The 26,451-nt window shown below is 31.7% G+C and carries 22 protein-coding genes and 1 pseudogene; 4 read left to right on the top strand and 19 right to left on the bottom strand.

Annotated elements, in window-relative coordinates; genetic code table 11:
- Positions 1–4: 4 nt before the first annotated feature.
- The gene (locus ACGHJ8_RS12850) at positions 5–1,858 is read left to right on the top strand and encodes a VWA domain-containing protein (protein WP_390540773.1); all 1,854 of its coding nucleotides are present in this window, start codon (positions 5–7) and stop codon (positions 1,856–1,858) included.
- A 24-nt stretch (positions 1,859–1,882) separates the two neighbouring features.
- Here ACGHJ8_RS12850 and ACGHJ8_RS12855 read toward each other — a convergent pair whose 3' ends face one another.
- From ACGHJ8_RS12855 to ACGHJ8_RS12880, 6 genes are all read right to left on the bottom strand, one after another.
- On the bottom strand, positions 1,883–2,158 hold the full coding sequence (locus ACGHJ8_RS12855) for a hypothetical protein (protein WP_390540775.1): 276 nt from the start codon (positions 2,156–2,158) through the stop codon (positions 1,883–1,885).
- A complete protein-coding gene (locus ACGHJ8_RS12860) occupies positions 2,155–2,571 on the bottom strand; it encodes a hypothetical protein (RefSeq protein WP_390540777.1) in 417 nt (138 codons plus the stop codon). The genes ACGHJ8_RS12855 and ACGHJ8_RS12860 overlap by 4 nt, the downstream gene beginning before the upstream one ends.
- A gap of 140 nt (positions 2,572–2,711) precedes the next feature.
- Complete coding sequence (locus ACGHJ8_RS12865) at positions 2,712–4,493, bottom strand: ATP-binding cassette domain-containing protein (RefSeq protein WP_390540778.1); 1,782 nt, start codon at positions 4,491–4,493, stop codon at positions 2,712–2,714.
- Between the two features lie 13 nt (positions 4,494–4,506).
- Positions 4,507–6,489, bottom strand: a complete 1,983-nt coding sequence (locus ACGHJ8_RS12870) for an ATP-binding cassette domain-containing protein (RefSeq protein ID WP_390540780.1) — start codon at positions 6,487–6,489, stop codon at positions 4,507–4,509.
- Between the two features lie 440 nt (positions 6,490–6,929).
- Positions 6,930–8,186, bottom strand: a complete 1,257-nt coding sequence (locus ACGHJ8_RS12875; RefSeq protein ID WP_390540782.1) for a helix-turn-helix domain-containing protein — start codon at positions 8,184–8,186, stop codon at positions 6,930–6,932.
- Positions 8,187–8,414: 228 nt separating this feature from the next.
- Positions 8,415–10,412: a penicillin-binding transpeptidase domain-containing protein gene (locus ACGHJ8_RS12880; protein WP_390540784.1), complete on the bottom strand. Its 1,998-nt coding sequence runs from the start codon at positions 10,410–10,412 to the stop codon at positions 8,415–8,417.
- A 92-nt stretch (positions 10,413–10,504) separates the two neighbouring features.
- Here ACGHJ8_RS12880 and tnpA point away from each other — a divergent pair, with 92 nt between their 5' ends.
- From tnpA to tnpC, 3 genes are all read left to right on the top strand, one after another.
- The gene (gene tnpA / locus ACGHJ8_RS12885; RefSeq protein WP_390539564.1) at positions 10,505–10,768 is read left to right on the top strand and encodes an IS66 family insertion sequence element accessory protein TnpA; all 264 of its coding nucleotides are present in this window, start codon (positions 10,505–10,507) and stop codon (positions 10,766–10,768) included.
- Positions 10,765–11,112, top strand: coding sequence for an IS66 family insertion sequence element accessory protein TnpB (gene tnpB / locus ACGHJ8_RS12890; RefSeq protein WP_129737345.1), 348 nt, complete (start codon positions 10,765–10,767; stop codon positions 11,110–11,112). The genes tnpA and tnpB overlap by 4 nt, the downstream gene beginning before the upstream one ends.
- A gap of 68 nt (positions 11,113–11,180) precedes the next feature.
- Positions 11,181–12,743, top strand: coding sequence for an IS66 family transposase (gene tnpC / locus ACGHJ8_RS12895; protein ID WP_390539562.1), 1,563 nt, complete (start codon positions 11,181–11,183; stop codon positions 12,741–12,743).
- Positions 12,744–12,970: 227 nt separating this feature from the next.
- Here tnpC and ACGHJ8_RS12900 read toward each other — a convergent pair whose 3' ends face one another.
- The 13 genes and pseudogenes from ACGHJ8_RS12900 to ACGHJ8_RS12960 all read right to left on the bottom strand — a co-directional run bounded on the left by ACGHJ8_RS12900 (position 12,971) and on the right by ACGHJ8_RS12960 (position 26,369).
- Positions 12,971–13,381 (bottom strand): hypothetical protein, encoded by a 411-nt coding sequence (locus ACGHJ8_RS12900; protein WP_390540786.1) that lies wholly within the window; start codon positions 13,379–13,381, stop codon positions 12,971–12,973.
- 57 nt (positions 13,382–13,438) lie between these two features.
- Positions 13,439–14,131 carry a ThiF family adenylyltransferase gene (locus ACGHJ8_RS12905; RefSeq protein WP_390540788.1) on the bottom strand — a complete coding sequence of 231 codons (693 nt, stop codon included), beginning with the start codon at positions 14,129–14,131 and terminating at the stop codon, positions 13,439–13,441.
- 1 nt (position 14,132) lies between these two features.
- A complete protein-coding gene (locus ACGHJ8_RS12910; RefSeq protein ID WP_205090565.1) occupies positions 14,133–14,969 on the bottom strand; it encodes an ATP-binding protein in 837 nt (278 codons plus the stop codon).
- A 93-nt stretch (positions 14,970–15,062) separates the two neighbouring features.
- A complete protein-coding gene (locus ACGHJ8_RS12915) occupies positions 15,063–16,475 on the bottom strand; it encodes an amidophosphoribosyltransferase (protein WP_087359351.1) in 1,413 nt (470 codons plus the stop codon).
- A gap of 132 nt (positions 16,476–16,607) precedes the next feature.
- Entirely contained in the window at positions 16,608–17,048 is a 441-nt protein-coding gene (locus ACGHJ8_RS12920) for a PH domain-containing protein (protein ID WP_087359349.1), read from the bottom strand.
- 9 nt (positions 17,049–17,057) lie between these two features.
- Positions 17,058–18,350 carry an N-acetylmuramoyl-L-alanine amidase gene (locus tag ACGHJ8_RS12925; protein ID WP_390540791.1) on the bottom strand — a complete coding sequence of 431 codons (1,293 nt, stop codon included), beginning with the start codon at positions 18,348–18,350 and terminating at the stop codon, positions 17,058–17,060.
- A gap of 92 nt (positions 18,351–18,442) precedes the next feature.
- Positions 18,443–19,561 carry an aldo/keto reductase gene (locus tag ACGHJ8_RS12930; RefSeq protein ID WP_390540793.1) on the bottom strand — a complete coding sequence of 373 codons (1,119 nt, stop codon included), beginning with the start codon at positions 19,559–19,561 and terminating at the stop codon, positions 18,443–18,445.
- Between the two features lie 60 nt (positions 19,562–19,621).
- Positions 19,622–21,556 carry a hypothetical protein gene (locus ACGHJ8_RS12935; protein WP_390540795.1) on the bottom strand — a complete coding sequence of 645 codons (1,935 nt, stop codon included), beginning with the start codon at positions 21,554–21,556 and terminating at the stop codon, positions 19,622–19,624.
- Between the two features lie 43 nt (positions 21,557–21,599).
- Positions 21,600–23,213, bottom strand: a complete 1,614-nt coding sequence (locus ACGHJ8_RS12940) for a recombinase family protein (RefSeq protein WP_021391129.1) — start codon at positions 23,211–23,213, stop codon at positions 21,600–21,602.
- A 111-nt stretch (positions 23,214–23,324) separates the two neighbouring features.
- A pseudogene (locus ACGHJ8_RS12945) lies at positions 23,325–23,539 on the bottom strand (tRNA wybutosine-synthesizing protein 3-like protein).
- A 788-nt stretch (positions 23,540–24,327) separates the two neighbouring features.
- Complete coding sequence (locus tag ACGHJ8_RS12950; protein ID WP_074091753.1) at positions 24,328–25,542, bottom strand: XRE family transcriptional regulator; 1,215 nt, start codon at positions 25,540–25,542, stop codon at positions 24,328–24,330.
- Positions 25,543–25,673: 131 nt separating this feature from the next.
- Complete coding sequence (locus ACGHJ8_RS12955) at positions 25,674–26,048, bottom strand: hypothetical protein (RefSeq protein ID WP_074091752.1); 375 nt, start codon at positions 26,046–26,048, stop codon at positions 25,674–25,676.
- Positions 26,049–26,144: 96 nt separating this feature from the next.
- Positions 26,145–26,369 carry a hypothetical protein gene (locus ACGHJ8_RS12960; RefSeq protein ID WP_074091751.1) on the bottom strand — a complete coding sequence of 75 codons (225 nt, stop codon included), beginning with the start codon at positions 26,367–26,369 and terminating at the stop codon, positions 26,145–26,147.
- Between the last annotated feature and the right edge of the window lie 82 nt (positions 26,370–26,451).

Raw genomic sequence — 26,451 nt, forward strand, 5'->3', positions numbered from 1 at the left:
CTCTATGTTATCATCACAAATCAAACAAAAACTCAAAAAAGATACAGTTCTTTATGCTCAGATGCCTATTCATCTCACTATTGATGAAAGCAATCAATGTTATTCACAAATCAAAAATCATCAAGCATCTATCACTCTTGGTGAAAAAGCTCCTTATCATTATCTTGAACACTTTCACCCTCAAGGTTATGAGATGTTTATGGAAGGACTTTTGTTCCATGAACTCGCAAGTTTACGCTATTGTGATTTTCAAATCTTATCACAAACTTACATTCAAGCTTCTCAAGCTTTAACCCAAGTTAATTCTGCCGCAAAAGACTTTCTTAACAAACAGATGTCTTATCGAGAACTCAAATCCATCATTACAAATTATGTCTTTCAAACCAATCTACCACTTGTTTTAAAAGCTATTGAAGAAGGTGCTGTTGAAAATGCTTTAGGCATTGATTTTCCAGAAACTTGGAATCCTCTCATGTATGCCCGACAAGCTATCACTTCATCTTTTCTTAAAGAAAAACATCAACAGACTGATACAGCTTTCTTAATGGATAAAATCATTAAAGAAATCATGGTCATCTGTACCTATGGATACAGATTCCAGTTAAATAACAGTATCATCTATTTACCTCACTATCTTTCACAAAATTTTATCCAAATAAGAAAATTAGCAATTCAAGGGCGTTTACAGACAAATCATACAAAAGAACGTTTAGAAATAGCTAAAGAAATTCTCAATCTATGTCAACCCATTATGGATGAAACTGTCAAAGAAATATTCGATACAATTCAAAACGATTCTAAAATATCTGGTATTTCTCAAAGTCTTTTTTCTCAAATGTCTAGTGAAATTGCAATTCAATTTCAAAAAGGTGAATCACAAAATTCACCTCAACAAACACCAACTAAATATCAGCTTAATCTTTCTGATGAAGAATTTCAACGTATTGAATCACTTGAAAATGAAGCCGAAAAAACACAAAAACATCAAATTCTACAAGATATTCATAGACGTGAAGAAAAACAAAGAAAACAACAGGAGAAAAGCTTTCAATCTCAAACTTATCATTCTTCCATTGAACAATCTATTGTTTTATCACCTTTAGAAAGAACAACACCTACTCAATACGGTACTATTGCTTTAAGAAATCAAAATGAAAGTATTATCAGAAGTAACAAACTGGCAAGACTATTTAAGCGTGAAAGAATGTATGCTTCAAAAAGTCAGACAAAGCATAAATTAGAATATGGAAGACAATTAGATCAACAAAATCTCTATCGTGCTTCTTTAGATGGACGTGTATTTAAGACTCATAAACAAGGAAAGAAGAAAGATTTATGTGTTTCTATTCTTGTTGATACAAGTGAATCAATGAGTGGTGACAAAATTATCAATACAATGAAAGGATGCTTTGAACTCGCAAGAGTTTTACAGACATTAAAAATACCCTTCTGTATTTCTGCACATAAAGCACTTGGAAAAACACAGGTTCAGCTCACTGAAATTATTTCCTTTCAAGATTGCCAAAAAAGATATTTACTGAATCGTATTTATGCTATGCATACATCCGGTGGAACACATGAAGATATCGCTTTAGAATATATTTTAAAGAAACTAGCTGCCTACAAAAGACACCGCAAAGGCTTTGTCTTTGTCTTATCTGATGGCGATACACATGGTGTAGCACATATTCATGAATTAACCCGCTTATATAAAAAAGATCAAGATATTGATGTTATAGGGATTGGTATACAAACTGCTCCATTGATTACCAAAACATATCCAAATGGTTTATTTATTGAAAACATTGAAACTTTACCCGATATGTTAATTCAAAAATTAAAAGAAATCGCTATATAAAAACATCTCTTAATCGAGATGTTTTTATATAACATATCCTATAACAAAAATAGATATACTAACGATAATCAACATTCTTAAAACCATCCAAGCGATGGGATAACGTTGAATAATCTGTCGATATGAATATTCTACATTCGCAACACGATATCCTCTTGACCAAAAAGCATTACACACAACAGAAAGTACCCATAACACAATCACAAAATCATGATTATGTCCATGAAACAACAAAAAGATTCCAGCAATCAAAATAATAAGCCATTGTATTTTTATCAATATCCCATCTATTTTCTTCATCTTCTATACCCCACATATGTCACTTGTTTTCCATCATTCTGCATTTGTAAAACTGTTTGTCCTTCTTTTTGTTTTTGATCTACAAACTTAACTGTCACAATCTGACTATCTCCTTCTTCTATAGCCACTGACTGTATCGTTATAGGTAAATCATATGGTTTTAAATCATTTTCCACATTACCCAAAACCTTTATTTGTACATCTTTAATGATATTATCTTTCATTTGATTTTTAAACTCATCATTGACATTTTGAAGAATTTCCTCTATATCATTACCTTCTGCTTGAAGTAGATCCTGTGAAAAATATACAATTTTTTTCGCAACATCTTCAACATCTACATGACTTTTTTGACAACCACTTATTCCTAATACAAGAAACAAACCTAGAAATGTTATGAAAATCTTTTTCATATTCTTCACCCTTTCCCACATCATAAATCATTAAAATAATTTAAATATGAAAAATAATATTTATTATACTTTTAGTATATCATCTTTCATTTAAATGTAAAGTCATTTTATAAAGAAAAAACATCTTCTTTCAAAGATGTTTATATTGATTTTAAGATTCTTGTCGTTGTAAATATTTTTCTAATCATCATGTATATAATCATAGATACTACAAATATCAATAACGAACTGAAAATAAGAATTACTAATGAATAAACAGCTATATCCACTCGAAACATACCAAGCCCACAAAAGCATCCAATCAACATAATATAAGAGATGAACATAGGCAAAATATATAAAGAGGCATCTTTAAGAATATGTGCTTTTATAATGTTTTGATCTTTTATACCATTTGCTTCTAATAAAACTTGTGCAAATCTCATATGATAATAATCATTTATTTTTAAAAGAATAATTGATACAACAACAATAATAAAGAGAATAATCATCATTGTTCCACTCAAATAATCTGCCATCTGTTTAACATCTAATAACGTTAAAATTTCTTGATGACTTTCTAAAGTTATATCATCATATTGACTCGATAATTTTTCTAAAACTTCAATATATGATTCCTTTTGATCTATTGTGATTAAAGCAAATGATGTTTGATTATTATCAAATCCTTGTGCACGATATATTTCCATATAATCATCATAAGGTATATAAATAATTCTTGCTAGAGATAAATTCAATGAATAATCATCAAAAGTCTTATCTAATTGAAATTGTGGTTTCACTTCTATTTTTTGATGATCAAACAACAGTTCAATAGATTGATTTTGCGTATCTCTATAAACTTCATAGTTGATGTAAACACCTGTATACGATGGAGTATCAAAAGTTTGAGCTATATCACGATAAAAGAAATCAGATTCCAAATAAGGACATACTAAATAATTATTATCTGATACAAGTGGAAAAATTTTCTCTATTCTTTGAATATGTTCCATATTCCCTATATCTCTTATCTGACTAGAACTGATATTATGATTCATTTCAACAATCAATTGTAAACTTTCATAATCTTTAACTGTCTGCATTAACTGGTTTTGATAACATTGAAAATAGACTCCCATAAATGTGCTTATAAATAAGATAAGGATAAGAAATAATTGAAAAATACGATGTTTCCATTTTTCTTTTTTAAATTGATATTGAAAGAAAACGGATAATTGGTGGAATGTATTGGATATATGATGAACTGCTTTTGTTTCAAAAACATCTTGTTTTTTTAAACAATAGATTCTTTGATTGCGAATTTCATAAAGACAATCACAAACGTCCTTTATCAGTTCATCATGCGTCGCAATCAATATCGTTTTATGATATTGATTTTTTAATAAATCAATGATTTTTAAAAACTCTTGTCGATTATCCTCATCTAAATAAGCCGTAGGTTCATCCATAAATATATAAGGTGTATCTTTCATTAAAGCACAAATGATAGCTAAGCGTTGTCTTTCTCCACCAGAAAGATGTTCAATAGGTGTCTGGTCATCTAAATATAATTCTAAATCTGTAAGATATTGTCTTGCTTGATCTTCATCAAACTCATCATGTGTCAAACTAGAGAAAAAACGAATATTTTCCATCAAATTCATACTATCAAACAATGGAATATTTTGAAAAACAAAAGCTATTTGATTTTTTTGAATATCTTTAATTTCATCTTGAGATAAAGTATGAACATCAATACCATCAAAGATGTAATCCATTTGAACCTGTTTTGTTAGAAAAGCCATATCATATAATAGACTGCTTTTTCCAGAACCACTAGGACCAAAAAGCACTGTCAATTGTTCATTAGGCACATAAAGCTCACCATTCTTGATCAATTCCCTATCAAAAGTTAAGTTAATATTTTTTAAAGATAACATATCCCACCTCTTTTCATAACTTTCTATTTTTGAAATGTTTCTTATCTTTTAGTAAGAACTGAGATACGATGACATTCACTAGCAATAAGAATAAACTGATTACCAACACAATAATATTAAATACAAACATATTTGTAAAATCATCTAAATAACTTTGATAGAAATAAGCCAATATCAATCCAACCACACTCACAACAACAAAATAAACTCCATTTTCAAATAAAATCACTTGATGAATTTTTTGTTTATTGATTCCATTTCTTCTTAACAAATTCATTTCTTCTTTTCTTGATTTCATCATAAAATATTGCACCACTATAAAAGCAGCCAGTGCTATTCCACAAATACCTGCAACACTCACAAGCTGTGTTTGAAAGGCATCTTTTTGTATTTCATCAATTTCAAGGTAACTTAAATATACAGAATAAGCATCATAATGGCTATCCATTTCTAATATAGCATCATAAACCTCTTTCGCTTGATCTTCATCCACAAAAATAACATATTCATCCATTGTATAAGGTTGTGCATCAACTTGGTCAGCTGCTCTATTAACACTAGAAGAAGGAACCATTTCATCATTTTCATTGACACTGTTTATCATATCACGAAACATATGATCAGGCACATAAATCATAAAATCAGTAGCAACTGAACGATAATTCTCATCATTGTTTAAAACCTTATCCACCTTTAATTCCAGTTCTTTTAATACATAAGATATTTTTCTATATGGATTTGTATCTAATACATATTGTTGATAAGGAATATAAAACTTCGCTTTGATTGTATCTCCCTCATGAATATTATATATCTCAGATAACATAGCACTTATATAAACTCCATTATCATGATCACTAAAATCATTTTCTTCATAATATGGGAAAATTGCCGGTGCTCGACTTCCATCTGCTTCAACTGAATAGATACTCGAATGCCCATCTTGATCAATAACTTCCATACTTTGAGCTTCATCTGTACTATTTGGATTAAAAAGCGTTAAAACTTTAAATGTTTCTATTTTCCTAACTCCATCCATATTTTGAATTTTATTCAAATCATCTTTATTCATTGGTTGAATGATTTCATCCTCATAAGCTGGTGCATATATTATATCTAATTGCCCACTTCTATTTCTCATAAAAATCATTTCTTTTGATGATTGATTAAAAATCAAAGGATCTACCTCTGTGGTATTCATAAAAGATTGTGTCAATGGCATTGATTGAATCAGTATAAATATTGATATAATAATAATTCCTGCAAACTGTATCCACTGTATAGGTGTTTTATATTGACAATATTTAATAGGTGAAAAATGATATTTCTTTACCTTATCAGTCATATCATTTTGATCATGTCTTTCTTGTTTCTCAATTTCAAATTGTTGATTTTCTATCTTATAGATGACATCACATATCTCTAAGATTTCTGGTGTATGTGTGGTTAAAATAATCATCTTATTTTTTAATGATAATAATACTTCTTTCAAAAGGATAATATTCTTTTTATCTAAAGAAGCTGTTGGTTCATCTAAAATGATAATGTCCTTATCACAATACAAAGCTAAAGCAATCAAAAATCTCTTTCTTTCACCAATGGACAATACACTTGGAGATTTCTTGATATTGATATGGTGTAAATTCACTTGATTTAAAAGTCTTTCTATTTCACTTTCTTCTATCTTTTCATCTTTCATCTGTGCATAAAAAGAAAAATGTTGTTTTATAGACATATTAGGAAAATAACTACCCAACTGATCAACATATGCGATATGTTCTTTTACAAAATCATCCTTTTGATTAATTATTTTATTATTATAAACCATTTCCATTTGTAATTGAGGAAAATCTTGGACCATACTTCTTAAAAATGTTGTTTTTCCTGATCCACTTTTTCCAATAATAGCGTGTATATGAGAATCATAGAATTGAATTTTTGCATCATTGAATATATTTCTTTGAAATGAGATATTGATATTTTTAATTTCTAACATATTATTCTCCTATTAACCAATCAATAAATTTTAATATTTTCATTATACTGAATTATTTGATACTATGTACTTCCCAACGTAAACGTACTATTCAAATTTATATTAAACATAGAGGAGTAAAACCCCTCTATGTTTAATAATCTAACTGAATATTTATTTAGCAAAAATCTTGCAGAATGTTTTAAAGAAAAAATTTTAATAGAGCTTCTATAATAACATGGTTTTGTTGTACTTTTTGTTATAGAGTTGTGGTCCTCTTGGTTGAATATCCAACACTTAAACAGTTCCTACTCCTCCATAAATCATTGCATCTACAAATATTAATCCTAATTTTTTCATTCAATAAGTTTTTTCTAAAGATATCTTTCATATATGAATTATCTTATACTTCAAATATAACTTGTTATTGACTTATTTTCAAGTTGCTATTTTTGTGTAACTTATCCTATATTTTCATCAAAAATAAAACTATAATCTATTTGCTTATATGATTTATTTAATTTTTCTAAGCATTGTATATACTTATCTTGTTTATTATATTTCTTGTAAAAATCTTTTATAATTTCTAATATGAATAACGTTGTCTGAATATTTTGTATTTTCTTTGATGTTTTATAGACATTGAAAAGCTTTTTTTCTTTTCTTTTATAACTTGAATCTGATAAAAGAACATAAAAAGCTTGTATTATATCAATAAAGTATTGATTCGAAATAGAAGATATATTATTTTTAGCTTTTTTAATATACTTTTTAGCTAAAGATAAATTATTTAGTTGATAATAAGCAAAGGATATATAAAAAAGAATTCTTACATCATTATTGCTTCTTAATAGAGCCTCATCTTTTTTTGATAAAATTTTATTATATTCTTGTGCACAAATATAATCCCAAAATAAATTATTATACGTACTAATTACAGATTTTTGCATTTGCAATTCTTCAAACATCTCAATACACTTTAAATTAATTTCTTCACTTTTTTTATAATTTCTCATATGACAATAAATTACCGCAATTTGAAAAGAAATACTTACAAGTCTTCTCAAATTTAATTGTTCACAAAAAGATTCTCTTGCTTGAATGGCACAATCAAATGCTTCTGTTAACCTTTCTATACATGTTAAGCTGATACTTTTATGATAATTCAACATTGCACTGCTATATTGATTTCCTTTATACATCATAGCCTTATCATAATACATGATTGCTTCAGTATGTAAATTGTTATAATAAAAATAAACACCAATATAATCATAAAATAATACTATTTGATAACTTTCTAAGTAATCAAAATATTCTTCAATATAAAAATAATCTGTTATATTAATAGAATCATAAATATTAATATTATAAATCATTTCTGCTAATAAATATTTTATATATGAAAATGATGAATATATATTTTTTTCATACACTTTTAATTTCAAAAATGATTTCTCGAAATCTTTCATATATATAACATCATTTATAAATTGATAAAAATCATTTTCAAATTTTTCATCAATTTTCTCAGTAGAAAATTCTATACCCATTAAGGAAAATATCTTTTGAACATTTTCAAAAGATATTCCTTCTTTATTTCTTTCAACTCGACTTAAATAGCCTTTTGAAAGACCGGTTTTATAACTCACATATTTCAAAGTTAATTCATTTTGGATTCTATTAAGTTTAATAATTCCACCGATACTTTCTATCATGATTGCCTCCTATTTTATATTGCTGGTCCTTCATCCTTTAACAATTCTAATTCTTCATAAATACATCCTGCCTATGAATAAATATTTCTCCACCATATAAAGTTGTTAATGCAAATAATGTTATTAATTTTTTCATAACTTTTTTCTTCTACTTTCATTTTATCAAATATATATTTTTTGAAGCAACTCCTTTTTGTTGTGTAACAAAAAAACGGATTTCTCCGTTTTCTATCTTTGTAAATATGACATTAATGGTTGTTTCACATGATCAACAACATATCCACTTCCACCACGACCTTTAACATCTTCTACCATTGTTGTAATAACAATAGGATTTGATGAATCTGTAGAAGCAACAGATAACCAACCTATTTCTGTTCCTGTTGTATCATCTTGTGATTCTTTAATTTCTCCTGTTCCTGTTTTTGCAGCTAATTGGAATTGACTATTCTTCAAGCTATGAGCTGTTCCATGACTATCTTCAACAACTTGAATTAAATCTGATTTGATTTCATCCGTTGTTTTCTTTGAGAATGGTTCAGCCCATACAGATGTTTCAGTAGATTTCACAACATGAGGTGTCATCATTTTTCCATCATTCATAAATGAACTATAAATAGATGCCATTTGTACAGGATTCATTAAAATTTGTCCTTGACCATATCCACTATCAGCAATCTGTATATCCTTATCAAATGAATCACTTGTATATTGTGATTTTGTTAATGCTAATTCAAAAGGAATATCTTCTCCAATTTTTAATGATTGATATCCTTTTTCAAGATTATCTTTTCCAATCTCTAATGCTGCTTTTGCAAAATAAACATTATCTGAATAAATCAAAGCATTTTTTAAATTATTAGGGTTAGGAGCATGTAATGTTGTGACATAATAATCTCCCCAGCTTGAATCTTTTTGCCATTTCATTTCAGCTCCAAAATCTTTAGAAGCATCTAATGAACCTGTTTCTAAACCAATTGCTGCTGTGATAGATTTCATCGTTGACCCGGGTACCCAAGTTGAACGGAAACGATTTGTCAGTGGTTGTGCTTCATCATTGTTTAAAGCATCCCATTCTTCCGTTGAAAATCCATAAATAAAATCATTACTATCAAATGATGGTGTACTGACTAACGATAAAACTTCTCCATTTGTTGGATTCATAGCAACTGAAGCACTTTGATCATTTTCAAATGATTGATATAAATCTTTTTGTAAATCGATATCAATTGTTAATGTAACATCTTGTCCATCTTGTTTTTCTTGAGTGGCTACTGTACTCTTTGTGCTTCCATTTTCATCAACAATAGAAATAGTCGCTCCATTTGTTCCTTTTAATTGTTTTTCATAAGCAGCTTCTATACCACTTCTACCAATCATTGATGTTTCTGTATAGCCTTCTCCTTGATGTTTTTCTAAATCTTCTGCCGTTACTTGTTGCATATATCCTGTTAAATGAGAAGTGATTTCTCCATAAGGATAGCTACGCACTTCTACAGTATTTAATTGTACTCCTGGTATTTGTAATAACTGATTTTCTAGTTGTGTATCATCAGATGGAATTGTTGTTAATGGGACAAAAGAATCATCTTGAATCCAAGAAGCACTCATTGTTTTTTGAATACTTTCTTTTGTTAATGATAGTAATTTTGCTAATTGATCATAATCATTTTCCCCATTTAATTTTCCTCTAACAAGCCCTACAGAATAAGCTTCTCCCTGTCCTGCTAACATTTTTCCATTGCGATCTAAGATTTTTCCTCGATTTGCTTCATCTTCCGATACTCTCACTTTATCATTTTGTGTTAAGTCTGGAAAAATAAAAGAATCATCCCATACAATCTTATCATCTTCTATTGTTGTCTTATTTTCAAAAGAAACTTCACCAGCAACTGTATTCATTTTAACTTGATAAGTTAATTGGTTATCTTCTTCATCTAAAACTTCAATACTTAATTGATTCGCTTCAATTCCTTCATAAATATTTTGATTTCTTGTCACAAATGTTTCCTTATCATATTTTTTCTGTGATTCTTCACTAATACAATCATACATTTCATCATATTTCTTTTCTGAAATCAAAGTATAAAAATCTTTTAATGTGCCTTCATTATTGTTCCCCGATAACAAGAAAAATAAAACAACACTTACAATCACTATAATTCCAACAATACCTCCAATAATGAAATATTTCTTGGAATTATTATTTGTATAAACAACACCCATGTTATTTCGTAAGCGACAAATGAAAAGGCACTAACAAGACTGCGGATATTCATTTAAAATGTAAGTACAATAAAAAAGGAGGTACTTACTATATGCAATATGATTGGAAAAAAATCATAAATAGTCAAAAGGAAAGCACTTTGACTGTCAAGGAATTCTGCAGACAGAACAATATCTGTGTGTCTTCTTTCTATAAGTCAAAAAGACGACTGGAAAATGATGAACTTCAAAGTAATTTATTTGTTCCTGTCGAGGTTGTGGATGATGCCCACCCCAATGTATCAATGACCATTGATGGTCATTGTATTGAATTTGATCCTGCACTTCTTGACAGAATCATTGGTGCTCTCAAATGATCATCAACACTGATGAAGTCAAGAATATCTACGTTTCAACGCATTTCGTGGATATGCGCAAGTCGATAGATGGGCTGACACTCATTGTGCATTCCCAATTCCAGATGAATGTCCTTGATCACAGCCTTTTTATCTTTACCAACCGATCAAGAAATCGCATCAAGATTCTCTATTATGAAAGCAACGGCTTCTGGCTGTTCATCAAGAGACTTGAACATGGAAAATTCAAAATCCAGGAATCGCAGGAATCATTGACAAGAGCCATCACTTCCCGTCAGCTCAGTTGGCTTCTGGAGGGTCTTGAATATGATGAAAAATTGAAAGAAAAGCAGCTTCTCATCTAACAAAGCAGTTTGTTTTATGGTATAATACGAAACAGCTGAAATCATGTAATGTGGGGTGTGAAGATGTCATGAACTTGAGAAATCTAAGTCAGGAAGAACTGATCAAGATGATCAATGAAAAGGATAAAAAGATTGAAGCATTGACTGAGCAGCTGAACTGGTACAGTCAGCAGATCAAGCTTCAGCAGAAGAAGCTTTTTGGTTCATCTTCAGAAAAGACTGTTCTTCCTAATCAGATTTCTCTTTTTGATGAAATTGAACTAGAATCCACACCAATCAAGCAGGAACCGGAACTTGAAGAAATCACATACAGAAGAAAAAGAAAAAGCAGACAGAGAGGAATAGATATTTCATCACTGCCAGTAAAGAAGGTCATTCATGATATTGACAATAAAAGCTGCCCAGAATGTGGTGCACTGCTTAGAAAGATAGGCGAAAACAAAAGAAAGGAGCTTGTCTACCATCCTGCACGATATGAAGTCATTGAACATATTCAATATGTCTATACGTGCGATCGATGTGACAGGGAAGCTGTTCAATCGCCAATATACAAGGCACCCATGAAGGAACCGGTCATATACAAGAGCTTTGCATCGCCATCACTTCTGTCATATATCATTGATAACAAGTTCAACAAAGCACTGCCTCTGTATAGACAGGAAGTCATGTTCAATCAGATGGGGCTGAAGCTGTCAAGACAGACGATGGCCAACTGGATGATCAAACTGCATGATGAATATTTCAGGACAATCGCTAGTCATATGCATAAGGTTCTGTTAAAAAGTCAATACCTGCACGGAGATGAAACGTCTGTTCAGGTTTTAAAGGCACCGCATCAAAAGGCAACCACAAAATCCTATATGTGGGTATACAAGACAGGACGCAGCGAGGAGAAGCAGATAGTTGTTTTCATATACGAAAATACAAGAGGACACGAGCATGCCCAGAAGCATCTGGAAGGCTATCATCATATACTTCAGACGGATGGCTATCAGGCCTATGAGAAACTTGAAGGCATTACACACATGGGATGCTGGGCTCATTGTCGTAGAAAATATAAGGAAGCACTAGACAGTGCGCCTGCTGGGGTAGATCTCAAACAAACTGCCAGCTATAGGCTTTTTCATAAGATCAACAAGCTTTTTCAAATTGAAAAGGAAAACGCGGACAGAAGCTATGAAGAAATCAGGCAAATTCGACAGGTTCAGTCAAAACCACTGGTTGATGATTTCTTTGAAGATGTCAGGGAATGTTCAAAAGTTGCAGTGGATAAAACAAAGTTAAGTGAAGCACTCAAATACAGCATCAACCAGGAAGAAAAACTAAGAGTCTACCTTGAAGATGGGAGAATAGAGATATCAAACAACCGAGCAGAAAATGCGATACGCCCATTCTGTGTAGGCAGACGCAACTGGCTGTTTACCAATACGGTTCAGGGAGCACAGACAAGCGCTGCCTTATATTCACTTATAGAAACTGCAAAGCTAAACAATCTCAATCCCTATGAATATTTTAACTATCTTTTGTCATCATTGACAGAAATAGATATCAATGATGAAGAAGCCCTTGATAATTATATGCCATGGTCAAAAGAATTGCCTGATAATACATATCTGACTAAAAAATCGTAGAGATACGATCTTTTAGTCGTGTCCTGTAAATCATACATATATAAATTGTCAATTTATTACAGCTCTAATTATAATCAATGTCGTTGATTGATAATAGGGCTTTTTCATTTTGCGCTTACGTTATTTCCTCCTTTGCTATTTTAGTATAACATATTTAAAAAACAAAAGAAATATGAACATAGTAGACTTTGTCGCTTTTTAAGAGAACAAAAACGACTAACTAAAAGTTAGCCATTGTTTTGTGGAGCATTAAGATTTGTAATGATTGCTAAAATAGTAAGGATATGACCTAATTTCGTATCTGAAATAGCTCTCATTGTTTCTCTAAATTCATTATTACCTTGATTATAAGTATGGGTACGATACTGTAAAAAAGAATTGATTTCTAATCTCAAAATTTCATTAAGAACAGCTCTATAACCACCTTGTAAATTCACATCAGGAACCATTGGATCATAATTAATGCCATATTCTAACTTATAAAAATAATTCAAATAAATAGCATTTTGTTCAGCATTTTTCGCAAATCTTAATAATGCCTCTTTTTCTTCCTGTGACGAAGCTAAAGCTGCTGCACGACGATAAAGTTGAGCCAAAAATTTTTCTGTATAAATATAAGATTGAAGTTGATCTCGCATCTTTGACACCTCAATTTAACATATGCCTATAAGCAAAAAATGTGAAAAAAGATTTGTCTATTTCAACAAATCTTTAATCACTTCACTCGCTATTAATAAACCGGCACTAGATGGAACAAAGGATGTACTACCCGGTATAACTCTTTTATTTGTTTGTTCATTGGATACTTGTGGTTTTAAAGGTTCTTCTTTGGAATAAACAACTTTTAAATGTTGAATGCCTCTTTTCTTTAATTCTCTACGCATCACTTTAGCTAGAGGACATACTGATGTTTTATAAATATCACTGACTTCCAGCATGGCTGGATTCATTTTATTCCCTGTTCCCATAGAGCTTATTAAAGGAACTTTTTGATTACAACGCATTGCTAATTCTATTTTGGAAGTAATCGTATCAATTGCATCTACGACATAATCATATTGTGTCAAATCAATATCATCTGCATTTTCTGGCAAATAAAATATTTCTAAAGTATGGACATCACAATCTGGATGAATAGATAAAATTCTTTCTTTCATGACTTCTACTTTCTTTTTTCCAATCGTATCTTGTGTCGCAATGATTTGACGATTTAAATTAGAAAGCGATACTGTATCATTGTCTACTATTGTGATATGCCCGATTCCACTTCTGACTAGTGCTTCTACAACATAACCACCGACACCACCGACACCAAAAACAATCACATGTTTTTGATTTAATTGACAAATACAATCTTTTCCAACTAACAATTCAAATCTAGAAAACATATTATTCTCCTTTATCATAAGTATCTAAAAAATGATGTTTTCCTTGTTCATCACTATATGAAATAATGGTTGCCAGATTCACATTTTCCACACTCTTAAAAACATTCTTTTTCACATTAGGATTCATTGTTTCTAAATACTTTAATAAATTCTTCATTTCTTCTCTTTTTGAAGTATGATGCACTTCCCCTAGTTCTTCCATTTCTTCTGTAAAACGACAGGCACATTGAATAAATGATAAATCATTATAACGACACCAATGAATAATATCTTTTTCTTCAATCAAATACATCGGTCTAATCAGTTCCATTCCTTCAAAATTTGTACTATGTAATTTAGGCATCATTGTTTGTATTTGTGAACCATAGAACATCCCCATTAAAATTGTTTCAATAACATCATCAAAATGATGTCCTAAAGCAATCTTATTACATCCTAATTCCTTTGCTTTGGCATACAAAAAACCTCTACGCATTCTAGCACATAAATAACATGGTGATTTTTCAATATTTGTGACAACTTGAAAAATATCTGATTCAAAAAACTGTACAGGTATACCCATAATTTTTGCATTTTCTTCAATCTTTTGGCGATTCTTTTGATTATATCCCGGATCCATTGATAAAAAGACTAAACCAAAATCAAATTGACCATGTCTTTTAATTTCCTGTAATAATTTAGCCATCAACATAGAATCTTTTCCTCCAGAAATACACACTGCAATATTATCTCCTGGTTGAATTAAATCATATGTCTGAATAGCTTTTACAAACTTTCTCCATATTGGCTTACGATATTTTTTAATAATACTTTGTTCTATTTGTTTAACTCTATCCATACCCATCTCCTCGCTGTTTTATTTTACATGAATACATATAAAAAAACAATACAATCACTTCTTAAAGAAAAACAGAACGTTCATAACGCTCTGCTATTCTTTTCCATCCCAACAGTAAGTACATAACTTACATGGTTCAATACCTATAGATTCAATAAGATCATCTAAACGATGATATCTTAAAGATGTAAATTTCAATCTCTTACAAATTTCATCTAACATTTGTTGATATTTTTCACTATCTGGATTAGCATATTCTGCCAATACCTCATCAGTGACATCGCCTTGTTCTAAATCTTTAATGACACGTCTTGTAATAAGGTCTAACTCTGAATTAGAGCGTGAAAAATTCAAATATTTACATCCAAACAATATCGGTGGACAAGCCGGTCTAACATGGACTTCTTTGGCACCAGATTGATATAAGAATTCTGTTGTTTCTCTTAATTGTGTTCCTCTCACAATTGAATCATCAATTAACAATAAACTCTTATTTTTAATTAATTCTTTAACAGGAATTAATTTCATTTTCGCAATTAAGTTTCTTTGACCTTGACTTTGTGGCATAAATGAACGAGGCCAAGTTGGTGTATATTTAATGAATGGTCTTGCAAATGGGATACCAGATTCATTAGCGTAACCAATCGCATGTGCCAATCCTGAATCAGGAACTCCAGCGACACTATCAGGCTCAACTGTTCCTTGGTCACGTTTCGCTAACATACTTCCACAATCATAGCGCATCTTTTCAACATTGACTCCTTCATATGTTGAAGTTGGATATCCATAATAAACCCATAAAAATGAACAAATTTTCATTTGATCATTAGGTTTGACTTTTTGTGTAAACCCATGAGGATAAATAAATCCAATCTCTCCAGAACCTAAATCCTTATAATGATGATATCCTAAATTTAAAAATGCTGAACTTTCAAAAGTGACACAATAAGCATCATCTTTTCTTCCAATAATCACAGGTGTTCTTCCTAATTTATCTCTAGCACAATAAATACCCTCACTTGTCATAATCAAAATACTCATAGATCCTTTGACAAGTTTTTGAGCATGTTGAATACCTTCTACAATAGATTCCTTTTGATTAATCAATGCTGCTACCATTTCTGTAGGATTAATTTCTCCCCCACTCATTTCTAAGAAATGTGTTTTTCCTTGTTCAAAACATAAAGTTCTTAATTCATCTAAATTATTAATTCTTCCTACAGTTGTAATCGCAAAAGAACCTAAATGTGAATTTACCAGTAAAGGCTGTGCTTCACTATCAGAAATACAACCAATCCCAATATTTCCAGCAAATTCTTCTACATCTTTTTCAAACTTTGTACGAAAAGGTGAATTTTCAATATTATGAATAGAACGTTGAAATCCATCCTTTCCATAAACAGCCATTCCACCCCTTCTTGTTCCTAGATGCGAATGATAATCTACTCCAAAAAACAAATCCATAACACAATCATTTTGTGATGCTACCCCAAAAAAACCACTCATACTGTTCCTATCTCCTTTGTTTATCAATTTACACACCTATTCTAATCAATTTTACCATAAAAGTCTACAAACTTTTTATTATTTCACGACTTTTTTATCGTTATCTCCAAAGAAAAAGTAGCCTTTTCGAGGCTACTTTGTCATAAAAATTCTTGATCGCTTTTCTAACTCTTGAATAAACTCCTGTTTTTTGACCGGTGAAATTAATACCTCACTATTTCCATTTCTTCCTTTTTGGGCTTTATATATCATATCTATACGATCCAATGATAAACCACAAGAACTTAAGGGATTATGTGTTTCTTTAAAAGAGCGAATATCTAAATAAGGTATATCTTCATGAAAGAAAAAACCACATTTCACTTCTAAATAATCTTCATGAAACTCATAATATGTTCCTATCGTACATGCTATCATTAAAACATCTACACCACCAAATATAATCACAATAAACCAAAAACCTAACCATGAAAAATCTCCTATCAGTAATTTGATGATTTCATAATTACCATAGACAATCACACTCATAGCTATAATCCACATTATACCTATCTTTGAACGATAACGTTTCATATGCCCTCCTTAAAAATAAGCATCTATTCCATCAGCAATGCCTTTTGCACATTTTGTTTGAAAAGCCTCATCATTTAATAAACGATCTTCTGTAGGATTTGTGATAAATCCCATTTCTATATAAATAGATGGAACTTCACTCCAGTTAATTCCTGATAGATCATTACGATAAGAAACACCTCTACTTCTTAAACCAGTAGCAGCACAATAAGATTGAATGACTTTTTGAGCCAGTTTAGATGATGCACTATAAATGGAAGCACAATAAGGATTATCCTTTGCTGGAGCAATCGTATGTGCCCCTCTTGCACTTGAACCTGCACCATCACAATGCAAATGAATGACTGCTGCAGCATTATTGTTGTTACCTATCATCGCACGTTCTTTATTCGAAATATCAACATTCTGACTTGTCCTTGTCATAATGACTGTATAGCCTCGTGACTGCAATTCACTTCTTAATTTTAATCCAATTTCTAAAGTTGTTTGAGATTCTGGAATTTTCGTTGTTGTCCCTGTAGCTCCACCAGCAACTTTTGCCTTTTTTGTAGATGCTCCTGGTCCAATAGGTTCTAAAGAGCTGTTCCCCTGTCCCTGATGTCCCGGATCAATCACAATCACTTTATTACTAGCTGATGGGACATATTGTTGTGTAGAAGTTGTTGAAGAAGATGATGATGAACTCTGAGGTTTTGTAACTTCATTCTTAATTTCCTCTTTCACTGTGACTTTCAATGTTTTTTCACTTTGATTATTATTTTTATCTACAGCTTTCACAACAACCTTATATGTTCCTGCTTTTTTCGTGTTGACATTATTTTCATATGTATAATAACCTGTCTGTTTATCTTTCACTTTATCTTTAGATACATATGTTAAAGGGCCATCAACAGAATCTTTAACAGATTGAATATATGATTTAACATCAAATGCATCTCCATATTCTATACTGACTGAATCCTTAGATAATTGAATTTCTGGTAACTTTGTATCTTTTACTTCAATAACATGTTCAAAGGTTTTACTTAAATCTCCTTTTGTCACTTTATACTCTAAAGTTTGTTTTCCTAATGTCATAGTATCTAAAGTTGGAGCCATCAATCTTCCACTTTGTTGATCAACAAAATCCTCTGCTTTGATATCACTTCCATATTCCACCACTGTCTGATCTGTAAACGTTAATTGAATAGAATCTAATATTTTCTGTCTTTGATCATTTTGATACCATATATAACCACCCATAGCTCCTGCAACGATAATGATTATAGCTAAAGCAACAATAATCCATTTCTTTTTTGTCATTCAACCCTCTCCCTTCATTATCTCTATTCTATCATCTTCATCTCATGAAAAAAAGAGTCGTTATCATAAATATAACAACTCTCATCATAAAATTAACCTTCAAAATCCTTAACAACTCTTTTTAAATCTTCTCTAATTGGCAATTGCTGTGGACACATTCTTTCACACGCTCCACATTGTTGACAGTGACTAGCTTTTTCTTGATCACTCATCTTTTCATATTTTCCTTTAAATAATTTTTCATCATCATAAATAAAGCAATTATTCCAATACTTAAAATTAGAAGGAATATTCACACCAAAAGGACAAGGCATACAATAACCACAACCTGTACATCCATTCTTTGTACGGGCATGTAATGTATCCGCCACCTTTTCCACAATCGCCATTTCTTCATCATTTAAGTTTTGATAATTTTCAAAAGTTTTCAGATTATCTTTCACTTGTGCTAATGTTGACATACCACTCAAAATCACCTTAACTCCCGGTAATGTTCCTACATAACGCAAAGCCCAAGAAGCTAATGTTCTTTTAGAATCATAATCTTGAAACATCTTTGTTACATCAGCTGGAAGGGTTGCTAAACTCCCACCTTTGATTGGTTCCATAACAACCAAAGGAACACCTAATTGATTAGCTAAATCAACACCTTTTTGTCCTGCTTGAATATTCATATCCATATAATTTAATTGTAATTGACAAAAATCCCAGTGATGTGCTTTTAAGATTGTTTCAAAGACTGGATATTCATCATGAAAACTAAATCCTAAATACTTAATTTTTCCTTCTTGTCTTAATTGCTCACATAATTCAATAATATGATATTCCTTCACCTTTTCCCATTTTTTAGCATCCAAAGCATGTAATAAATAAAAATCAACATAATCTACACCTAATCTTTGCAATTGTGATTCAAAGATATCTTTGGCTTCTTCTTGACTATGGACATTCCAAATAGGTAATTTTGTAGCCAGAGTATATTGGTTACGATCATATTTCTTTAAAACACGTCCTACAAAAGGTTCACTATCCCCATTATGATATGGATAAGCTGTATCAATATATGTAACTCCATGTGAAATAGCCATATCCAGCATTTCTTCTGCTTCTTTTTCTTCAATATTTCCATTTTCATCTAAAGGGAAACGCATATAACCAAAACCAAGTAATGATGATTCTATTCCTAACTTTTCAAATTGTCTTCTTTCCATACTTGACCTCCTCACTTTTTATCATTATAAATCACAAACTATAAGTTATTCAATACCAACTCACTGTCTTTCAAAACGATAAAGCGTATTTTTTGAAACATCTTTTTTTAAAGGAGAGGACAATGCGATAAGTTGAATATCACCCGGTACACGATATTCCATTTTTCTTACCAGATAACATCCATCACCTTTCATAATTCGATATTGAGGAATATACCCACCTTCTATGATTTCACCAGTTGATTCATTTTCCATCCATGTATCAGCTTCTACTTCTACATAAAAGTCATCTATTGTCCCTGCTTTCACAACTATCATATTGATTTGGTCTGTCAATTGATAAATACTATCAGAAGTTTTCCCAATATCTACTTGATAAGCTAATCGTGTAATCTCAAAAAAATCTTGTGACTGGGTTTCTACCTTTAATAAATAATTGGTGTTTTGAAATTTTTTTAAGGAAGCATCTTGTTTTAATAATGTTTTCATTTCATTGATTTGTTTCACAGCCTTTTCTTCCATATCATGATTGATTTGTTGTTGAACATCAGGATCTTCTTTATATGTTGTACAAAACAACTCTACAGGTATTTGATCTTCTACATTAACAATCGTTATCGTTCCTCCTGAAGCAATAAGTCCCTCATCATTTAAATCACAATTTTTATTTAGTGCAATAACATAACATGGTATACCATACTCATTTTTACATACAATAGCTGTTGTTCCAAACTGTTCAATTTGTGAAGATTCAAATGCCATTATTTGATTATGACTATGAATTTCTACTTTTCCATTATTAACACTGACTTCATAATTTTGATCTTGATTATCTTGCGTTATCCAATTTCCAGATAATGTTGATAAAACATAATAATATGATATACCATTTCCTCTATCGCCATAGGTCGCTATAAAAGCTTGTTGTTGATGATTATGATCATCATAACTGACAAGATTATTATCACCATTCAACCATAGCGTTGAAATATTTTCTCCTTGAGCATCATAGATGCCATTGGCTTTTCCAAAACATAAAAAAGTATAATGTAAATCTTTAAATTGTCCTGTTGTTTTATTTTGTTTAAGAATCAGTTGACTTGATAAATCTGGTGATAAAGAATAATAAGTATGATAGGGCGATAAACGACTTCCCACACCCCATAGAATAACAAAGATGATTCCTATTAATAAACTTCCAATGATGTAAGTCTGATGTGACCTTTGTTTCTTATCAATAAAGATGAAGATATATAGAGATATAATCATTCCTGCAACAACAATCCATTCTAAAGCATCAAAAAAATATTCAAAACCGATTCTTTTTAAAATAACAACATATCCTACTTCTAAACATGTTAGTAATACAAAAATAATCAAAGATATCATTTTTATCCATAATTGTATTTTCTCTTGATAAGAGATAGGAGCATGTATGCTTGTTGTAGATTGTTGTTGTATGTAGGACAAATCTTCATGTAAAATAAAGAGATTTTTATTTTGAATTTTTAAAACTATATAATCATTAAAATTCCATATATCTTGAATATCTTGATAGAAATATGATATTTTCTTTCCATCTTGAATATAATCAAATGATTGTTGATGTAGTTGATATTGAATATCTTTAGGCTTATAAAAATGTGTTTGTAATACCAGTTTGACTTTTAGACTTATTAAACACCATAAACCAAATATCATCATAACAAGTCCTATAATATCAAAATGGTGTTGTAAATAACGATTTAAAAGATAGATTGCATAACCTCCACAAATGAGTAAACATCCAACTAAAATTGTCATAATGAATAAAGGTTGTTGATTATAAATCATCTGTTGAAGATATGTTTTATACATAGATCGTTTTATTGTCATTGTTTGATAGTGATATGTAGGCATCTTTGTTTTTTCCAAACTATCCTCACCATTCAATAATTCATCTACTGTCACATCTAAAATTCTAGCCAACTCTTTTAATAATGAAATATCAGGCATACTTGTTCCGCTTTCCCTTAGTTAAAGATATGAACCCTCTTTATCAGTCTACTTTTCCAATAAATCGGTAGTATATCTCTATTTCCTGTATTCTTTCATTGTCCTCATTCGTTGTTGCTTCGTGAATGAGGATTTTTTCTATCATTGCATTTAATAATGGTGCTGTCAGTTCCTTTGGTACGGAATACTCCTTGATTAACTCAATCCACTTTTCAGCACCTATCATATCCTGTTCCATTTTACTTAATTCTTCTCTTAGGTTGGTTATCTGCTGTTCCAGTTCTATCTGCTCTTTTTGATATTTCCCCGACAGCATGATGAAGTTTCGTTCCGTTATCTTCTCACAGGCTCTATCTTCATACATTTTCGCAAACAAGCGGTCAATCTCATTTTGGCGGTTCTCGGCTTTCTTCAAGGCACTTGCCTTTTTCTTCTTTTCCCGTATTCTCTCTGCATTGCCAGCCTTTTGTATCTTATTCAACACTTTTTCTTCGTCCTGCTGTACTGCCTTAGCCCAATACTGCAATCGCTCCAATACGGCTTGATACAGCACATCATAGCGGATGTAGTGCATAGAACAATAACCTTTACCAAACTGTCCGTAGAAACTGCAAGCATAATAACTGTAAGGCGTTTTATTTGCCGTATTCGTTCCAAACCGCATAGACCAGCCACAATCCGCACACTTGACAAGCCCTGCAAATATCGGCGTTGCTTTTTCCTTTGTCTGTCTACGCCTTGATTTTATCTGTTCCTGCACACGATAAAACACTTCCTTATCAATAATCGGCTCATGGGTATTTTCTACTCGAAACCATTCACTTTCAGGCTTACGCACTTTCTTCTTGCTCTTGAATGAAACTGTTGATTGTCGATTATGAACGCTGTTTCCGATATAGACTTCACTTTTTAAGATTGCCTTGACATGAGCAATCGTCCACTCATAACGCTTGCTGTCGGGCTTTCCCTCAAAGATATGTGCAAAAGTACCGTACCTTGTAAAATTCAGCCAAGACGCTGTAGGAACTTTTTCTTCTCGCAGTACCTTTGTGATTTTGGCACTACCGTAACCTTGATAGGCTAGGGAGAAGATTTTTTCAACAATCCATTTTGTTTCCTCATCAACCAGCAGTTTTCCTTTGATGTCGGGGTGTTTCTTATATCCTAACGGAGCATAAGCCCCATAATATGCACCCTCTGCAAATTTTGTCTTAAATGCAGATTTCACTTTACGGCTTGTATCTCTTGCCACCCATTCATTGATGATATTCTTAAATGGTGCAATCTCACTTTCGCCTTTTTCGCTGTCTACACCGTCGTCAATCGCTATGTAACGGACATTATGGCTGGGAAAATACAATTCTGTATATTGTCCTGTCATAATATAATTTCTGCCAAGTCGGGAAAGGTCTTTCGTTACAACACAGTTGATTTTTCCTGCCTCTATATCTTCAATCATTCTCTGGAAACTCGGTCTTTCAAAATTTGTTCCCGACCAGCCGTCATCAATATATTCATCAATCACATTCAAATGATGTTCTTTTGCATATAGACGTAACATACTTCTTTGTGTGGTAATGCTGGAACTTTCGCCCTGTAATTCATCATCTCGGCTCAACCTAAGATAAAGTGCAGTATTGTAAATCTGTTGTTTCATTGTCAGTTATCCTCCTTTATAACTAACCCGTGTTTACAATACCTGCTTGCAAGTAAAGTATAACACGGGTACTTTTTGCCATTCAATCTATTTCTTACAACTGCACCGATTTTATGCGATTGTCTGCTTTGCTTTTTCCAGCATAACATCCGTCAGAAGTTCTTCCATTGTCTTTCCCTTTTCGGAAAAATGTTCTTTTACAACAATCTTTGTTTTTCCTCTGTTGCCAATGCCACACTTATTATTTGGCTTTTCCTGCCTTGTTTTTACAATATCAGCAATAACACATACCCCCTTTCTGTAAAAATCTTTTCTAAGCAATTCAACGGCTTTTGTCATAGCCCACAGGAGTTCCACCTCTGCATAGTTCTTATGTAGCCGTACCCATTGCGTGCGACGCTCTGAACGCTCAAGCTGTGGCTGTACGGGAGTATCATTATCAGACAGGACAGGTCATGGCGGTAGGAAAGGACAAGTTTCTTACAGGAACACAGATAAGGTTCGCTCGCTTTAGCAGGGAAAAGGTCATGGCGTATCTGTTTCAACGGCTCGCTGTCTGTCAAACGTATTGAACTGCTTTATTCAGTTGTCAAAGAACACGAAAGAAGAAAATCGTCTTTCCTATATACCGCGTTGGAAAAGAGCAGAAACGTAACCAATCTTCAAAACTTTTTTCTTTTCCTGTACCATATAGGGAAAGAAAGTGTCATTCTGCTAAGTTGATGATGAAAAAATCTGATTTTCTTTTCACACCCTAACTACCCATGCAACGCCGTAACTGCCAACTGTGGAATAAAAGATTTTCTTTGCTCCATATAGGGAACGGAAACTGCCAAATGTTAAGTTGAAAATGAAAAGATTTTCTTCTTTTCACACCAATACTCAACTGTTACTATCTGTTTGAATACAAATTGATGATAGTTTTTCTCTTTTCATAGAACACTGTCCACTCAACTCGATTTTCCGACATTTTTTCAAAAATTTTTCTTCTTTCACTCCATATAGGGAATGGAAACCTCGATTTAATGAGTAATTTTGAAAAAAAGTTAGATTTTCTTTTCTCGCACCATATCTGTACGCAAGTAGCCGTTTTGTTGCAGATTTTTTGAAGAAATTAAAAAATACCGTCATTCTCTTGTGGAACAACGGTATCTATACGTTCTTCTATGGTTGATTTTTCTAACTGTAATAAGTGTTTATGCTTGTCTTTGAGTTCTGCCTGCTCAATCATATCTTTCAGTATCGTTGTATGATTTTCTCTGTCTAATGCCTGTATCATTTTTATGGTCGGTGCAACCTGTCTTTGTAACCAATGCAATGCCTTTTGCAAGGTGTAAGGCTCTGGCTTTGTAGTTAAGCGTATCGGCTCTCTGTTATCCCCTACAAACCACGCCCAATCCTCATTCATTTTCCATTGACTTTTCGGTTTATCGTCCTCTCTATCTACAAAACGGACATAATGATTGATGATAGAAAAAGCAGTACGTTCAGCGTCCCGATAAGTCAGTAGGTCTACAACGGCATAATAGGCTCGTTCATTTTTCATGCGAATTTCAAAGCGGTTCTTAATCTCGGTATCTTCAACTTCTGTGCCAATTTTGACATACTGCTCATAGTTCTTTTGATAAGCACACATATATAATTCACTACTTGTTGAACCAAGATATAAAGTTTCGCCTGTATTCTTTGGCATATCATCACCACATTTTTCTGTACTGCCATAATTTTTCTGTTTACGGAAATAGGAAACACATTCCCCAGCCATATATTTTTCCTTTAACTTTGGAATATCTAATATTCCTGCTCGGTCATTGATAGCCAAATCAAGCCGTTTCATCACACCGCCAGCCGTCATGCAATCAAGCATAAAATCATACCATGAGCGTTCCTGTGCCAACAGATAACTTTCCAGTTGCCGACAGCCTTTGCCTTTCAGTTCCAATAGAACTCCTAAATGTTCCTGCATGGAACACATGATATTGATGTCGCCAAGCACATATTTGCTTTCATATCCGTATTTTCCATAATCTTCATACAGCATATAATCGGCTTTTAATTGCAATACATCACGGATAATCTTTAATGCGTCCGTAGTAGGAAAGCGGACACGAAAGTAATCAATCAGCAGGAATAACGGCTCTCGTGGATTGAAACGCTCAATCTGTTTTTCTATGATTTCCTTTAATTCATCATTCAATGGCTGTTTGCCTTTTTCAATGCGGTTGTAATACTCACGGCTGATACCACAGGCAACAGCAATTCTTGTTTGTGTTACTCCGTATTCCTCACGTTTTTGTCTTAATGTTTCAATAAAGTTTTTATCATTCATTCTAAAATTCCTCCAATCAAAAAAGGCAACTACCGTATCTTGATAATTGCCTGTTAATAAAAATCTGTATAGAAAAAGCAGTCAATCCTAAGACCAACTGCTTATGAGTATGAATATGAAATTATTTACCGTTATTGTAAGCTCTCATAAATCAGAAATACCCCCAATAAACACGTCAAAAGAGTTACGATTTCTATACGAAAATCAAAACACTTGAAAACCTCTTTTCCATACTTTTCATTCTTAAATACAAATATTTCTTTCCCGATTTTTCTTTTTCCCAGTGATAACAGGATACAACCGTGTGCCGTATAATATTTTTTATTCTTAATCTTTATAATGTAGGCGTGTTTTTTTACAAAAGCTCCACCAACAACATACCCAGCGTTTTGGTCTACAATACCTATTATTTTTCCTTTGCATTTTTCGCCAGTAAAAACAACCCTATATTTTAGATACAACAGGTATAAGCTGACAATAACAACAATAATTCCTAAAATTAACATTCAAATTTTCCTTTCATGCAATCTCTATATTTTTTCATATCAGAACAACAATATTTAAGCCAGTGATTTTTAATTACAATAATGTTTTCAATCCCATTAAGAAAAGTATAATAGCAATATATAAACTCCACTTATTCCAATTATAAGTGTCATAATAAAATTGAAAGCAATACAAACTTTCTTCTGATTTAAAGAAAAATGCTCAAATTTTTTAAGGTTGTATTGACGAATATAACCTTTCGTAACTATGGAATAAATTGAATACCCAACGGCAATGATACTTGAAATAATAGCAATAATATCAGTCATTTCACAATCCATATCTTTCCTCCATAAAAGCTTACACATTGTTACCACAAAAATTAAATTATTGTAATATTTAATTAGATAGTGTTTTCCTTTG

The organism is Massiliimicrobium timonense (assembly GCF_042850985.1).
Taxonomy (GTDB): domain Bacteria; phylum Bacillota_I; class Bacilli_A; order Erysipelotrichales; family Coprobacillaceae; genus Allocoprobacillus.